Source organism: Plesiomonas sp. ZOR0011, from assembly GCF_000800945.1.
Classification (GTDB): Bacteria; Pseudomonadota; Gammaproteobacteria; order Enterobacterales; family CAMTGL01; genus Plesiomonas; species Plesiomonas shigelloides.
The window spans coordinates 34677-48917 of record NZ_JRKB01000033.1 but is presented as its reverse complement, the minus strand read 5'-3'; the positions used below and the strand labels follow the sequence as shown (position 1 = coordinate 48917).

The window sequence follows — 14241 nt, the reverse complement described above, 5'->3', positions numbered from 1 at the left end:
TATGCACTGCTTGTTTGTTTATGGCTATAACAAACATTTTTCCTGCTGCAATTTAACGCTTGAACTATCTCTTCTGCCCCATTCTCTGATTGCAAGTTAGCTTCGTCAGCTTATTTGGCGGTCAAAATGCTCAGCGCGCATCCCATCTTCACGCGAAAAAGTGCTATCTCCGAGGCAAGCTGAGTCTCTCAACGTTGTATTTCTTGCATATCATGCGAATATGGAAACACTGATGTATTGCAACTAATGTGTTGTATACGATGCTCGGATCTCAACGTTAAAGCAGAGAGCATAAAGACGGATATCTACGATTTTCTATCAGAAAGACTTAACGACAGAAAAAGGAATTACGCGCTATGTTGTATGTCATTTTTGCTGAAGACCACCCAAATAGTCTGGCGGCACGTTTACACGCTCGCCCTGCCCATTTAGCGCGTTTGCAAGCGCTCGCAGCACAACAGCGCTTGGTTATTGCTGGCCCCAATCCGGCCATTGATAATGTTGACCCAGGCGACGCTGGATTTACCGGCTCGACAGTCATCGCTGAGTTCCCCTCACTGGAAGAGGCCAAACAATGGGCGGAAGCTGACCCTTATGTGGCTGCGGGAGTCTATCGTCAGGTAACCGTAAAACCCTTTCGCCACGTTTTACCCTAACGGCGCACATCACACGAAAGCACGGGTACGGATACACGGATAAGAAAAGGATGATGCAAGGATGAAGTTTGTCACCGCACTGGCGGCGCTGGGGATCGTATTAAGTCTGACCGGTTGCGCGATGAACCAAAGTGATTCGCAAGCCGAACAGCTGGCCGAGCAGCAGGTTAATCGCCTACGTAATTATCTGCCGATGCAAGGCAATGGCTATACCTTGGTCATGGCCAGTAAATTGGCGTCAGAGATCAAACTGGTTTTTGTACAGGATAATCAAAATAATAACGGGCCACAGCAAACTCCAGCCGCGTTCCTCGACGCCTACCGCACACGCATGTGTGCTGACAGTGCTATCCGGCTAATACTCAACCAAGGCGTCACCTACCAAATCAGTGTCAATACGCTACAACAACAAACCCCGGCCCAGTTGCGCTTGAGCAAAGAGAGCTGCCAATAAGCACGCCATTTGCGTTGACTCACGCCTTTTACTAGCACGCCGCCAACATTAAGATCGGCGGCGTGAATCAATCAGCAACCACAGAGAAATAAGACTGCGTCAGTTCAGGAAGCGCCCGCACTGATGATAGCGCGGTAACCCACGCTGTATCACGTAATACACCAGTGACGCATGATACTGCAGATGACTTTCACGACGTAAACGATAGATATGTCGGTAACGGCGCGCATGGATATCATTTTTGCGCTGGTGCAAACGCACCCGGCGTAGCAAGCGCCAGCGGACGGTTGCAGTTCGAGATTTTCGCATTATAGGATACTACCTGATTAATAACGCTGTTATTGCGCCAGTGCCGATCATCAGACGACCGGCCAGAAACTGGCGTTATCCCGTCGTGTTACTCTGACTCATCATCAGTGGCGGCGGGAACCCGCACAGCCGGCCAAGGAAGCGTCCATGGCTCTGCCCATTGTGCCAGCTGTTGTAATACACCGCTCAGTGCAAAACATTGTCCCGCTTCGGGCAATGCACTGGCCTGATATTCCATCCCCTGATAGGTAAAACGCAATTGCCAAGCATGCAAGTAGCCGCGATCGGCTATCTCCCCTTGCCCATATTCCGCGCTACCGTATAAAGGGTCTCCTAAAATCGCCGCACCTTCACTCTTTAGTGCTACCCGAATCTGATGCGTTTTACCGGTCGCTGGGCGCAGAAGAAATAAACGCAAGCCTGCGCCAGTACCTGCACTGAAATATTGGGTAACCGCAGGATTTTGTTGCGAGGTCAGTAATTTCCATGTTCCACGGCGCGAGCGCGCCATATCGCCACAGATTTTTCCCTGCTTACGACGCGGTTGCTTATCTGAAAGCGCGATGTAAAATTTTTCAACATTTCGTTGTGCAAAAAGACCGGATAATTCAGCCGCAGCCTTGGCATTCAGTGCTAAGATAAGAAGACCTGATGTCATTTTATCCAAACGATGCACCAACCAAACTTGGGAAACACCCAGTTGCTCAGCCACTTGAGCGGTTAAACCGTGCAGGTTGTCATCACGGTGCACACTGATCCCGGCAGGCTTATTAATAACCACAAAATCCGGATGCTGAAAAACGATAGGAAACATGAATACCTCACAATTGGGGCCGAAAGTATACCTCCGTCGTTTGCGGATCAACATGAAGAATTAACAATTTCACATAGTTTACCGTCAGTGCTGAATTCCACTGATGACAGAAAGTCCTTAAACTACAACAGTGAAAGATAATAAAGATGGCCAGGATGACGTATATTTCTGACATAGCTCATATCGTGGATTGGATCCTTATTTTTAGCTATTGGCTGATTGTAGCCGCCGTAACGGTGCGCGTGCTGATGAAGCGCCGAACTGTCGCTGTTTCTATGGCTTGGCTGCTGGTTATCTATATTGTTCCCTTGGTCGGCATCATTGCCTACTTGCTTTTTGGCGAACTGTATCTAGGATCGCGCCGCGCTGCGCGTTCACAAGCCATGTGGAAACCGTTCTCAGACTGGTTCAACTCTTTAAGCCAGTGCGATCATCTGGTGAATATGAAATCCAGCCATACGGCAGCGCCACTCTTTAATTTATGCCGACGACGGCTGAAAACGCCGTGCATCAATGGCAACCAATTACATCTGTTCACCACCACAGATGACATCCTCAGTGCCATTGTGCGCGACATTAATCTCGCCCAACATCATATCTCCATGGTGTTTTACATCTGGAATAACGGCGGTTTAGTTGAGCATGTGGTCAATGCGCTGATTGAAGCGGCGAAACGTGGTGTCAAATGTCGGGTGATGCTGGACTCGGTCGGCAGTTTACGTTTCTTCCGTAGCCGTTACCCTGAGCTGTTCCGCCATGCGCAAATCGACTTAGTGGAGGCCTTGCACGTAAACCCGCTGCGGGTTTTCTTACGTCGCATGGATCTGCGCCAACATCGCAAAATTGTCATTATCGATAATGACATCGCCTATACCGGCAGCATGAACATGGTCGACCCGCGTTATTTCAAACAAGATGCCGGCGTGGGTCAGTGGGTCGATATGATGGTACGCATTGAAGGGCCAGCAGCATCGGCACTCAACTGTATTTTTGCGTGGGATTGGGAAGTGGAAACCGGCGAGCGCCACCTGCCATCGCTACCAAGTTGCCCTATCCTTCCCGTCACGCAGGAAAATGCGCATGCCGTGCAAGTACTGGCTTCTGGGCCGGGTTTTCCGAAAGATTTGCTACCACAGGCTCTGTCCACGGCAATTTTCGCAGCACGTAAGCGTATCGTGATGACCACGCCTTACTTTATCCCTGACGACAGTCTGATGCTGGCACTATGCTCTACCGCTTCGCGGGGGGTGCAGGTGGATATCGTGATCCCGAAACATAATGATTCCCTGATGGTCGGCTGGGCCAGCCGCGCCTTTTTTGATGAGCTGTTGGCTGCCGGCGTGCGGCTCCACCAGTTTGAAGGCGGTCTGCTACATGCCAAGAGCCTGCTCATTGATGATCATCTCAGTTTGGTGGGCACAGTTAATCTGGATATTCGTAGCATGTGGCTTAACTTTGAAGTCACCATCGCCATTGATGACACCAGTTTTGGCGAAAAACTGGGCTTTGTGCAAGATGACTACATTGCTCGCTCCACCCAACTGAATATCGGCCAGTGGTTGCAGCGCCCATTACGTCATCGCATTGCGGAGAAGTTCTTCTATTTCTTCACCCCGCTACTCTAACTATTGCGAACTACTGCCGCCCACACTGGGCGGCGATACCACACTCAACACCACCGACAACTGATTTACCTATCCCTGACATTTCCCTTTCCTTCGCTTAATTGTCTTCGTACCCAGCGTGCGGTCATACCGCCTGAGGCCATATCGGCACTCGCATCAAAAAGAAATAACTATTATTATCATTTGATGTTTTGCGCTGAGCACTGATTGAGAGGCTAAAGATGAAATATTTACTGATAATACTGGCTATTGCCGTTGCAATTATCAGCGCGCTGTACTGGAGTTGGCCTGTTACACTGGCAGTTGTTTTTCTGGTACTGCTGGTGGGTTATAACTTACGTAAACGCAGCAAACCTGATTGTGGCTGTGGGTGCGGTGGTGCGTAATTTTCCTAGCAGAATCAATATGTATCGAATATAATTGCGGTACAAGGGGAGTAACTTCAAAGCTGAATTGTCGTCATTACGGTGTTTTCACCCGGCATTCAGGCAGCATGCTGATATGTTGTAAGTGAGACCTTGCCGTAAGGCAAAGTCGATCCCTCTAAAATAGATTGACCGAGCCTTATGGACTCGGTTTTTTTGTTTTAGGAGCATACTATCACTATGGAAACTGTCGGTAACGGATGGATGTGGATTGCCTTCTTTGTTCTGGTGGTCGGCCTATTGTTGGTTGACTTACTGGTGCTGAAGGGCGGCAAAAACCACAAAGTCTCACTGAAAGAAGCAGCAACATGGTCATTAATCTGGATTGCCGTGGCACTGCTGTTCAATTTAGGGATCTGGTATTACCTGGATGCCAACCTCGGCCGTGAACTGGCCAATCAAAAATCACTCGAATTTTTAACCGGTTATGTCATTGAAAAAGCACTGGCGGTCGATAACGTCTTTGTTTGGTTGATGATTTTCGGTTACTTTGCCATTCCGGCAGAATTGCAACGCCGCGTGCTGCTGTACGGGGTACTGGGCGCTATCGTTCTGCGTACCGGTATGATCTTCGCCGGTAGCTGGCTGATCACCCAATTCCACTGGATCTTGTATATCTTCGGTGCCTTCTTGGTGTTGACCGGCCTGAAGATGCTCAAGAGCAGCGAGGATGAGGGCGACTTTGACAAGAACCCACTGCTGCGCTGGATCCGTAACCGCTTCAATGTCACCCACGAACTCGATGGCGAACATTTCTTTACCGTGCGTAACGGGATCCGTTTTGCCACCCCGATGTTCCTCGCTTTGGTGCTGGTTGAAATCAGTGACATCATTTTTGCGGTCGACAGTATCCCGGCTATCTTTGCCGTGACCACTGATCCGTTTATCGTCCTGACATCTAACATCTTTGCCATTATGGGCTTACGTGCGATGTACTTCCTGCTGGCAGACTTCGCCGATCGCTTTGCCCTGCTGAAGTATGGTTTGGCGGTGATCTTAGTCTTTATCGGTATCAAGATGCTGATTGTGGAATGGTACAAGCTGCCAATTCTGCTGTCGCTGGGTATCGTGGGCGCCATTTTAGCCATCTCCGTCATTGCCAGCCTGATCTACAGTGCTCGTCAAGGACGTGCCAGTCACTAAGACTGGATCGCAATAGGCAGAATACGCAACGTGTAATGTAATACACCGTTTCACCATCTGACCGATAATCCATAAAAAAGCCCGTTACGTGATACGTAACGGGCTTTTCTTATACCTACTGCACTTACCGACTATATTTCAGCGATAAATTCTCTTCTCAATGAAACCATTCTTACGGTGTAACAGCGCACTGTCAGTCGAGACATTGCATAACGTAACGCTTATAAAAAGCCGTTGTAATCATCATCGTCATCAAAAAAACCGCCGCCGTTATTATCATCGGCACCGAAGCCACCAAAATCACCGTTGTCATTGCTGTTATCGTTGCCGTTATCCGTAAATGCACCATTGTTACCCGCATCACTCCACGGATCATTGATATCCTGACTCAACCCAAACGGGTTACTGCCATCGGTATTGCTCATCTGTGCTAACGAATCAGAGTTAGCTAAAAACGCATTCGCATCGTCCGAGGTTAATCCCGCTGCTGAAGCCGGATCGATAAAGTTATTGGTGATATTCTCCACCACCTCAGGAGCCGCCCCTGCGGTGCCCCATGCCCCTTCCCGCTCACCGGAGCTAAACAGGCCGCTCAACGCATCGGAAATCAAATTCCCAGCAACCACCCCAGTCGTCATCGCAGCAGCGGTTTTCATAAAGCTACCAAACATAGATGGTTGATAGCTCGATACCGGCGGAGCAACTTGTTGTGGCGCCGCACCACGAACCCGATCGAACATGCTTTGGTTTTGATAAGCGGCCAATTGCTGCTCTAAAGCCGCGACTTTATTCTTCGCTTCATTTAACGCCACTTCCTGCAAAATATTGCTCTGAGTCAGGCGATACAAGGCATCAGGCTGGGTCGCAATACTTTGGCTAATCAGCTGTTCGGCCTGCGGATCTTTACTGGTCAGTGTATGTGCACGCAATCGCTCGGCCACACCCTCAATCATCATTTTTTCTTGCGGGGTCATAGACTACCTCTTACTACTTCTGATTACTGGCCCAACAGGCACATCTGAAACGGGTTTATCCCAACGCACTTAACCGGTGTAGGAACAAACACACAATGGAAATCTCTTTCTATTATGAGTCCTTTGCAACGCAATTAATTCCGCACAAATAAAAATCGCCACACTTTGGTGGCGATTTTTACAATCTGATGTGTCGCTGAGTTACGCACTCAACACTGACTTATCTCATCAGGCATCGACTTCATCGGCGCTGCGAAACACCGCCATGTCTGTCTGCCCTAACGCTCGGCTAGAGACGACCCCTGCCGTCATCGCACCATTTACGTTCAGCGCAGTACGCGCCATATCAATCAACGGCTCTATAGAGATCAGGAAGCCAGCCAGAGCAATCGGCAGATTCATGGTCGACAGTACGATGATAGCGGCGAATGTCGCCCCACCACCGACACCGGCTACCCCGAAGGAGCTGATAGTCACTACCGCAATCAGTGTCATCAGGAAGCTTGGATCCATCGGGTTAATACCCACGGTTGGTGCAATCATTACCGCCAGCATCGCTGGGTAAATCCCGGCACAGCCGTTTTGACCAATGGTGGCACCGAAGGATGCTGCAAAGTTAGCGATGGTTGGCGGTACACCCAGCTTGTCCACTTGCGCTTCCACATTCAACGGAATGGTTGCTGCGCTGGAGCGTGATGTGAAGGCAAAAGTCAGCACCGGTAATACCTTACGGTAGTAGTGCAGCGGGTTAACACCAAACACGCCCAGCAACACACCGTGCACCACGAACATCAAGCCAATCGCTACATATGATGCCACCATAAAGCCCAGCAGATTTACGATGTCATGCACATTGGATGTCGCCACCACCTTGGTCATCAGCGCCATCACACCGTACGGCGTCAAGCGGATCACCATGCGCACCAGACGCATAATCAGGGTCTGCAGAGTATCAATCGCACCGGCAATACGCTCGCCATGCTCTGGCTTTTCGGCTTTCAATTTCAGTGCAGCCACACCTAAGAAGGCGGCAAAGATCACGACACTGATAATCGACGTTGAACGAGCTCCGGCCAGATCCGCAAACGGATTGGTTGGAATAAAGGACACCAACATCTGCGGGAATGTCAGGCTGGCAATCTCACTGCTTTTGGTCACCATCATCTCGCCACGCGCAATTTCACGCGCGCCTTGCGTCAGACCTTCTGCCGACAACCCAAACACTTCGGTTACGCCGATACCAATTGCCGCTGCCACGGCGGTAGTCAGCAGTAATACCGCCAATACCGAGAAACTGATGCTGCCCAACGAACTGGCATCACTCAAACGTGTAACTGCCGATAAAATAGACACAAACACCAACGGCATAACAATCATTTGCAGTAAGTTCACATAACCGTTACCGGCAATGTTTAACCAACCCAATGTCTCGCTGATCACCCCTTCAGAATGGGCATAGACAAAGTGTAATGCCGAGCCCAGCACAATCCCCAGCACCAAACCAACAAACACGGTGCGCGATAGCGTCACACCGCTACGTTGGTAGCGGAACAAAAACAGCGCAATAATTACAAAGATGGCAACGTTGCCAAGCACTAACCAGTTCATACTTCCTTCCCTAAGCGCAGGTGCGACCCTGAGTCTGCTTTTATTTACATAAAGTTTACTGATACCTATCATCACTTAATATATGGGAAATGGAAAAGTTCATTAATTTCGATATATATGAGAAAAAAGCATAAAGAAAAATGAGGAAACTGAATAAGCCCGCATGCCAGCCTCGGCAACTCCCCTGCCAGCCGTCTCCTCACCGCCACTTATCCGCGCCAACGGCCTGACTTCAGCATAAAAAAAGCCCGTCCAGTGGACGGGCTATAAAAAACTGATTAAAGCTGAATTGGATAAGCTACAGCGCTAGGTTTAACCACCCAATGCTGCCAGACGGGATTTGGCCATTTTGGCTGATGACGATGTTGGATAAGCAGAGATAATCTGCTGGAACACCGTTTTGGCTCCCGCCACATCACCTTTCTCCTGAGCAATCACACCCAGCTTAAGCATGGCATCAGCCCGCTTAGGTGACTTTGGAAAATCTTTTACCACCGCAGCAAATTGCGCCGCTGCCTCATCGGTGCGCTTCTGACTGAACAGTAACTGCCCTAACCAGTAATGCGCATTCGGCCGGTAAACCGATTTTGGATACTTCGCGATAAAGTCCTGAAACGCAGTAATCGCTTTATCGTATTGCTTATCACGCAATACCAACTGAACTGCTGCATCATAGGCTTGGTTTTCTACTGCATTATCACTGACCACAACATCTTTAGCAGGCGCGGCGGCTTTTGCAGCTGGCGCGGTTGCTGCGGCTGGCGCGGTCGCATCAGTGGTTGCGGTATCAGTCGCTTGCTTGTTTTGAGCAGAGACATTATCGAGCTCTTGATAGAGCTGACGCTGGCGTTCAACCGCCTGATTTAGCTGATATTCACTGCGCTCAAGCGAACCACGTAACTGATCCATCTCGCCTTGCAGAGACATTAACTGCTGCTGGGTTTCTGTCAGTAACTGGTTACGCGCTTCCATCATACGTTCGAGGCGAGTCACCCGATCTTCAAGAGATCCGGAGCCCGCCTCGTATACAGGAGCTTGCGCCGCAGCCGTGCCAGACACGGCTGCGAGTACCAGTAACGACAGACTGATAATCGGTCTGTAGTTACGGTTCATGCGATATCCTTATCAGTAAACCAGTACTGCGCGACGGTTTTTAGCGTACGCGTCTTCAGTATGGCCCAGAACTGCTGGCTTCTCTTTACCGTAAGAAACGATAGAGATTTGGTCAGCATTTACACCACGACCTTGCAGGTACATTTTAACTGCATTGGCACGACGCTCACCCAGAGCGATGTTGTATTCTGGAGTACCACGCTCATCCGCGTGACCTTCTACAACAACTTTGTAAGATGGGTTGTCACGCAGGAACGCAGCGTGAGCATCCAGCATCTGAGCGAACTCTGGTTGGATGTCATATTTGTCAAAGCCGAAGTAAACGATGTTATTCTTTTGCAGCTCTTGCATCATCATACGAGCTTGCTCTTCAGCGGACATGCTGCCATTGCTGTCGCCAGAGTTGATCATCTGATCTGCGTTGTCGTTGCTCTTGTTAGAGCTACAAGCTGCTACAGCCATTACTGGCAGAGCTAACATCAGTCCCTTCAGTACTTTGTTCAGTTGCATTTTATTGTATCCTTTAATTATTTTACTTCATTATCATCACAGATACGGCGACCATGCCGGGAATTTGACCTGACCATCGGTAGCCGGAACACGCGCTTTGAAACGTCCATCCGTTGACACTAAATTTAATACCCTGCCAAGACCTTGGGTTGAGCCATAAATCAGCATGATACCGTTTGGCGAAACGCTTGGAGTTTCATCAAGAAATGTATTGGTCAGAACTTCCACTGAACCAGTATCCAAATCTTGTTTTGCAATATGTTGTCCTGAGCCGGTAGAGCTCACCATATACAGGGCTTTACCGTCCGGAGATATTTCACCATTTTGATTCTGAGCACCTTCCCAAGTCAAGCGCTCGACCGCACCAGAAGCTAAATTTAATTTATAAATCTGTGGTCTACCGCCGCGGTCGGAGGTAAAGGCAATGCTCTGGCTGTCGGGATACCAGCTAGGCTCAGTATCGTTAAAGCGACCTTCAGTCACGCGACGGATCTGCCCAGAAGCGATGTCCATCACGTACAGTTTCAGGCTACCGTCTTTTGACAGCGCAAAAGCCATCTTAGAGCCGTCTGGAGAGAATGACGGAGCACCGTTGTGACGCGGGAATGAGGTCAGGATTTTACGCTGAGAGGTACTCAGGTCCTGCAACATCAGCTGCGAGCGACGGTTTTCAAAGGTGACATACGCCAGCTTACGGCCATCTTTGGTCCACGCCGGAGACATAATTGGCTCTGGGGAACGATGCACAACAAACTGGTTAAAGCCATCGTAGTCAGAAACACGCAGCTCATACGGATAGCGACCGCCGTTAGTTTGCACGACATACGCAATACGGGTACGGAACGCACCTTTGATGCCAGTCAGGCGCTCAAAAACCATGTCACTGATGGTATGAGAGGCATAACGGATCCACTGCTTGGTCACGCGATACTGGTTACTTTCAAGCACAGTACCCGGTGAACCCGCAGTATCGACCAGCTGGTACGAAATCAGGTAGTTACCATCGGCACCGGCTTGCACCTGTCCCACCACAATGGCATCGATACCCATCGTAGACCACAGTGCTGGATTGACTTCCGAGGCACTGGTTGGCTGCTGTGGCATGCGCGCAGGCGGGATAGGATTAAACTTACCGCTGTTACGCAAATCCGCAGCCACAATTTCAGCGACGTTATCCGGCGGATTACCACTGCCGGTCCATTTGAAAGGAACGACCGCAATCGGACGCGCGGTATCCACACCCTGATCAATCACGATCCGGACTTCTGCGCTGGCGACAGCCGTCACCAGCATCATTAACCCGGCAAACAATTTTAAGACCGGCTTCATTGTCTCTCCTAGTTCACAATCCGCACTGTCGTTTTAGAAGGTAAACTCTAAAACGGCATTCTTAAATTTATTGTACACAGCATCAGAAGGTGGTTTTGGCAACTTCTGAGTGATCTTTATTGCCCGCTCTGCGGCCTGACACAAGGACGGATCCCCGCCAACCACACTCGAACTCAGAATCAAACCATCCGGTGCAAAGTTAATCTTAATACTGCAGGTTTTCCCACGGTACAAGCTGGTGTCATACATATTACGGCTGACTGCCTGCTTGATTAACCCACCGTACTTGTCCCCTTCAGGGCCTGGCGCGCCGGCTTTACCAGAGCCAGCACTACCGCCGCCTCCGGCTTGTCCTTCACGGGCATTGGCCTCTTCGGATAAGCCACCGAACAAATCGTCTAACGCCGCTTCACTTTGTGCAGCTTCGCGAGCGGCAGCAGCTTTGGCATCAGCAGCGGCTTTCTTCTTCGCATCTGCTTCGGCTTTTTTCTTGGCGTCGGCCTCAGCCTTTTTCTTGGCATCCGCTTCTGCTTTCTTCTTCGCGTCTAATTCAGCTTTCTTTTTCGCTTCTTCAGCCGCTTTTGCTGCTTGCTCAGCCTGCTTTTTCGCTTCGGCTTCTGCTTTTTTCTTTGCATCAGCTTCGGCCCGCTTCTTGGCTTCAGCTTCTGCTTTAGCTTTTGCCGCTAACGCTTCGGCTTCAGCTTGTTTCTTGGCTTCTTCAGCCTGTTTTTTAGCTTGTTCGGCTTTTTTCTTAGCATCTTCAGCTTGCTTGCGAACTTCTTCGGCCTTGCGCGCTTCTTCTTGCGCTTGGCGTTTTTGTTCTTCAGCTTGCTGACGGGCTTCTTCGGTGCGTTTCGCTTCTTCTTGCGCTTTTAAGCGCTCTTTTTCCAGCTCGCGTAAACGCTCTTCTTCAGCCTGCTGTTTCTGCTGCATTTCCTCTTTTTGCTGTTGCAGTTTGCGCTTGCGTTCATTTTCCGCTTTACGCGCATCCTCATTTTGTTGCTGCAGGCGGTTATATTGCTGTGCCATGGCTCCCGGATCGACCATCACTGCATCAATTGCGCCCCCGCCCCCGCCGCCACCGGCAGGGATCTCCTGATACAGGGAGCCAACAATCAGTAAAGCAATCACGAGCACGTGCAAAATAACGGAGACAACAACCGATTTTGTCAGCTTGTTTTTCTTGTTGTTGTTATCCATCAGTACGGCTATCTCTTAAATCGGGTTAGTCATCAGACCGACAGATGTCACTCCGGCCTCATGCAATAAATTCAGTGCCTTGATGACTTCCTCATAAGGAACCTCTTTCGCGCCGCCCACCAAGAAGGTGGTTTTCTGCTCGGCGGTTCCCAGATTCAGGCGGGCATTTTGCATCACCTGATCAGCACTGAGGTTTTCTTCCCGCTTACCATCAATAGACATTGCGTACTGGTCAATACCAGATACCTCCAAAATTACCGGAGGACGGTCATCTTTAGTTTCAACACTGCTCGACTCGGTAGAGTCAGGCAAGTCAACCTGTACGCTTTGACTGATAATCGGTGCGGTGGCCATGAAAATCAACAACAATACCAGGAGCACGTCTAGAAACGGTACGATGTTGATTTCAGACTTCATGTCGTGGCGCTTACGCCGTGAGTACGCCATGCTGTCACACTCCTCACTTACTGCTTCGCGTCAGCGGCAAATGCCTGACGGTGTAAAATGGCAGTAAATTCATCGGTAAAGTTACCGTAATTCTGTTCCAGCTTGGACACACGCAAGTTCAGACGGTTATACGCCATTACCGCAGGGATCGCTGCGAACAGACCGATTGCCGTTGCAATCAGCGCTTCCGCAATACCCGGTGCCACCATTTGCAACGTGGCTTGTTTTACCGCACCCAATGCGATAAAGGCGTGCATAATCCCCCACACGGTACCAAACAGACCGATATACGGACTGATCGAAGCGACCGTACCCAAAAACGGGATGTGGTTTTCCAAACTTTCCAGTTCACGATTCATGGAGATGCGCATAGCACGCGAGGCCCCTTCAATCACCGCTTCTGGCGCATGGCCATTAGCACGGTGTAAACGAGCAAACTCTTTGAAACCTGAGTAGAAGATTTGTTCCGTACCGGACAGATCATCGCGGCGAGTTGACGTTTCTTGATACAGACGCGCCAAATCGATACCGGACCAAAAACGGTCCTCAAAAGCATCCGCTGCACGGGTAGCCGCATTCAGGACCCGAGTTCGCTGGATAATGATCGCCCAGGAAGCAATAGAAAAACCGATCAAGATCATCATTACGATCTTAACCATGAAACTGGCCTTTAAGAAAAGGTCAAGAAGGTTCATTTCAGCAGACACAGGTAAACTCCGCGACTAACTCAGCTGGAAGCGCAACAGGTTTCATTTTGGCCAAATCAATACACGCCACCAAAACCTCGGCGGTGCATAGGACTCGACCATCCTGATGGATGATTCGTTGATTAAAGGTTACGGACGCCCCTCGGAATGAGGAGATTTCAGTTTCGACTGAAAGCAGATCGTCTAGCCGCGCAGGGGATCGATAATCCACGGTCATACGACGTACCACGAAGGCGACATTGTGCTGCAATAGAGTCTGCTGCTGTTGGCCGAGGCTGCGTAGCATTTCGGTCCGGGCGCGCTCGAAGAAAGCCACATAACGTGCATGATAGACGACCCCTCCTGCATCCGTGTCTTCATAATAAACGCGAACGGGCCATTGAGATACTTTACTGCTCACCTTACATTCCGATGTTCTGGCGTATACAAGGCGATACTATACTCAAGTGTTTTGTTCTTGGGAATGGGCAGGACAAGTGTGACGGAAGAAATAAAATGATGAAAAGGGGCCATCAGCCCCTTGCAATATAAAAATAATATAAAACAGCGCAAAGAATAGGATATGACAAGGGGGCACAAAACACCCAGCGCCACACGCCTGAGAGTTTAAACCCTACACCATGCACCAAAGCACTGATCACGGCCCAGAGGAAAATTACTGCCTGCCACAGATAAAGCTGGCTGCTACGCGCGGTAGCCTCCGGGCTCCAAATCAGGCTAAAGGCACTCACCAGAGCCAGAATTAAAGCAAGAGCCCGCATCGGGCTCTTGTCTGTGAAGCGGAATAATTTATCCAGCATCTTAGTCGTCGTGATCCATGGTTTCAGACTGCTCAAGCCACAGGGCATTGATAATGCCAAATGAGCAGGCCAGTAACACACCGAGAATCCAGGTAAAATACCACATCGTTTTGCTCTCCTTGGCTGG

General features: G+C 49.9%; 18 protein-coding genes. 5 read left to right on the top strand and 13 right to left on the bottom strand.

Annotated features, from left to right (window positions below):
* The first annotated feature begins 356 nt into the window (after positions 1–356).
* Together L975_RS05665 and gspS2 are read left to right on the top strand one after the other, a co-directional pair.
* Positions 357–656 (top strand): YciI family protein, encoded by a 300-nt coding sequence (locus L975_RS05665; RefSeq protein WP_047707653.1) that lies wholly within the window; start codon positions 357–359, stop codon positions 654–656.
* 61 nt (positions 657–717) lie between these two features.
* Positions 718–1110: a type II secretion system pilot lipoprotein GspS-beta gene (gene gspS2, locus L975_RS05660; protein ID WP_047707651.1), complete on the top strand. Its 393-nt coding sequence runs from the start codon at positions 718–720 to the stop codon at positions 1108–1110.
* A 99-nt stretch (positions 1111–1209) separates the two neighbouring features.
* Here gspS2 and L975_RS05655 read toward each other — a convergent pair whose 3' ends face one another.
* Together L975_RS05655 and L975_RS05650 are read right to left on the bottom strand one after the other, a co-directional pair.
* A complete protein-coding gene (locus tag L975_RS05655; RefSeq protein WP_010861912.1) occupies positions 1210–1419 on the bottom strand; it encodes a hypothetical protein in 210 nt (69 codons plus the stop codon).
* A gap of 88 nt (positions 1420–1507) precedes the next feature.
* Positions 1508–2233, bottom strand: a complete 726-nt coding sequence (locus tag L975_RS05650) for a TIGR01621 family pseudouridine synthase (protein WP_047707649.1) — start codon at positions 2231–2233, stop codon at positions 1508–1510.
* 164 nt (positions 2234–2397) lie between these two features.
* On the opposite strand from L975_RS05650, the gene cls reads away from it, so the two are divergent.
* From cls to L975_RS05640, 3 genes are all read left to right on the top strand, one after another.
* Entirely contained in the window at positions 2398–3858 is a 1461-nt protein-coding gene (gene cls / locus L975_RS05645; RefSeq protein WP_369795309.1) for a cardiolipin synthase, read from the top strand.
* Positions 3859–4079: 221 nt separating this feature from the next.
* Positions 4080–4244 carry a hypothetical protein gene (locus tag L975_RS18090; RefSeq protein ID WP_156121110.1) on the top strand — a complete coding sequence of 55 codons (165 nt, stop codon included), beginning with the start codon at positions 4080–4082 and terminating at the stop codon, positions 4242–4244.
* 219 nt (positions 4245–4463) lie between these two features.
* Positions 4464–5426, top strand: coding sequence for a TerC family protein (locus L975_RS05640; RefSeq protein WP_039046194.1), 963 nt, complete (start codon positions 4464–4466; stop codon positions 5424–5426).
* Positions 5427–5647: 221 nt separating this feature from the next.
* Here the strand turns inward: L975_RS05640 and L975_RS17210 are convergent, their stop codons facing one another.
* The 11 genes from L975_RS17210 to cydX form a co-directional block, all read right to left on the bottom strand.
* The gene (locus L975_RS17210; protein WP_052181297.1) at positions 5648–6400 is read right to left on the bottom strand and encodes a DUF2076 domain-containing protein; all 753 of its coding nucleotides are present in this window, start codon (positions 6398–6400) and stop codon (positions 5648–5650) included.
* Positions 6401–6628: 228 nt separating this feature from the next.
* Positions 6629–8008, bottom strand: coding sequence for an L-cystine transporter (locus L975_RS05630; protein WP_047707644.1), 1380 nt, complete (start codon positions 8006–8008; stop codon positions 6629–6631).
* A gap of 312 nt (positions 8009–8320) precedes the next feature.
* Positions 8321–9121: a tol-pal system protein YbgF gene (ybgF, locus tag L975_RS05625; protein ID WP_039046193.1), complete on the bottom strand. Its 801-nt coding sequence runs from the start codon at positions 9119–9121 to the stop codon at positions 8321–8323.
* 12 nt (positions 9122–9133) lie between these two features.
* On the bottom strand, positions 9134–9631 hold the full coding sequence (gene pal, locus L975_RS05620) for a peptidoglycan-associated lipoprotein Pal (RefSeq protein WP_010861919.1): 498 nt from the start codon (positions 9629–9631) through the stop codon (positions 9134–9136).
* Between the two features lie 36 nt (positions 9632–9667).
* A complete protein-coding gene (gene tolB / locus L975_RS05615; protein WP_010861920.1) occupies positions 9668–10960 on the bottom strand; it encodes a Tol-Pal system beta propeller repeat protein TolB in 1293 nt (430 codons plus the stop codon).
* A 33-nt stretch (positions 10961–10993) separates the two neighbouring features.
* On the bottom strand, positions 10994–12163 hold the full coding sequence (gene tolA / locus L975_RS05610) for a cell envelope integrity protein TolA (protein ID WP_369795308.1): 1170 nt from the start codon (positions 12161–12163) through the stop codon (positions 10994–10996).
* Between the two features lie 12 nt (positions 12164–12175).
* The gene (gene tolR / locus L975_RS05605; RefSeq protein ID WP_010861922.1) at positions 12176–12607 is read right to left on the bottom strand and encodes a colicin uptake protein TolR; all 432 of its coding nucleotides are present in this window, start codon (positions 12605–12607) and stop codon (positions 12176–12178) included.
* A 17-nt stretch (positions 12608–12624) separates the two neighbouring features.
* The gene (gene tolQ, locus L975_RS05600; protein ID WP_036768516.1) at positions 12625–13302 is read right to left on the bottom strand and encodes a Tol-Pal system protein TolQ; all 678 of its coding nucleotides are present in this window, start codon (positions 13300–13302) and stop codon (positions 12625–12627) included.
* A gap of 1 nt (position 13303) precedes the next feature.
* Complete coding sequence (gene ybgC / locus L975_RS05595) at positions 13304–13714, bottom strand: tol-pal system-associated acyl-CoA thioesterase (protein ID WP_010861924.1); 411 nt, start codon at positions 13712–13714, stop codon at positions 13304–13306.
* A gap of 112 nt (positions 13715–13826) precedes the next feature.
* Positions 13827–14114, bottom strand: a complete 288-nt coding sequence (locus L975_RS05590) for a cyd operon YbgE family protein (protein ID WP_010861925.1) — start codon at positions 14112–14114, stop codon at positions 13827–13829.
* Between the two features lies 1 nt (position 14115).
* Positions 14116–14220, bottom strand: a complete 105-nt coding sequence (gene cydX, locus L975_RS17565; protein WP_010861926.1) for a cytochrome bd-I oxidase subunit CydX — start codon at positions 14218–14220, stop codon at positions 14116–14118.
* Positions 14221–14241: the final 21 nt, after the last annotated feature.

Bases quoted from the DNA above. Each gene is read 5' to 3' on its own strand.
- L975_RS05665 (WP_047707653.1), top strand. From the start codon at position 357: ATGTTGTATGTCATTTTTGCTGAAGACCACCCAAATAGTCTGGCGGCA.
- gspS2 (WP_047707651.1), top strand. From the start codon at position 718: ATGAAGTTTGTCACCGCACTGGCGGCGCTGGGGATCGTATTAAGTCTG.
- L975_RS05655 (WP_010861912.1), bottom strand. From the start codon at position 1,419: ATGCGAAAATCTCGAACTGCAACCGTCCGCTGGCGCTTGCTACGCCGG.
- L975_RS05650 (WP_047707649.1), bottom strand. From the start codon at position 2,233: ATGTTTCCTATCGTTTTTCAGCATCCGGATTTTGTGGTTATTAATAAG.
- L975_RS18090 (WP_156121110.1), top strand. From the start codon at position 4,080: ATGAAATATTTACTGATAATACTGGCTATTGCCGTTGCAATTATCAGC.
- L975_RS05640 (WP_039046194.1), top strand. From the start codon at position 4,464: ATGGAAACTGTCGGTAACGGATGGATGTGGATTGCCTTCTTTGTTCTG.
- L975_RS17210 (WP_052181297.1), bottom strand. From the start codon at position 6,400: ATGACCCCGCAAGAAAAAATGATGATTGAGGGTGTGGCCGAGCGATTG.
- L975_RS05630 (WP_047707644.1), bottom strand. From the start codon at position 8,008: ATGAACTGGTTAGTGCTTGGCAACGTTGCCATCTTTGTAATTATTGCG.
- ybgF (WP_039046193.1), bottom strand. From the start codon at position 9,121: ATGAACCGTAACTACAGACCGATTATCAGTCTGTCGTTACTGGTACTC.
- pal (WP_010861919.1), bottom strand. From the start codon at position 9,631: ATGCAACTGAACAAAGTACTGAAGGGACTGATGTTAGCTCTGCCAGTA.
- tolB (WP_010861920.1), bottom strand. From the start codon at position 10,960: ATGAAGCCGGTCTTAAAATTGTTTGCCGGGTTAATGATGCTGGTGACG.
- tolR (WP_010861922.1), bottom strand. From the start codon at position 12,607: ATGGCGTACTCACGGCGTAAGCGCCACGACATGAAGTCTGAAATCAAC.
- tolQ (WP_036768516.1), bottom strand. From the start codon at position 13,302: ATGAACCTTCTTGACCTTTTCTTAAAGGCCAGTTTCATGGTTAAGATC.
- L975_RS05590 (WP_010861925.1), bottom strand. From the start codon at position 14,114: ATGCTGGATAAATTATTCCGCTTCACAGACAAGAGCCCGATGCGGGCT.
- cydX (WP_010861926.1), bottom strand. From the start codon at position 14,220: ATGTGGTATTTTACCTGGATTCTCGGTGTGTTACTGGCCTGCTCATTT.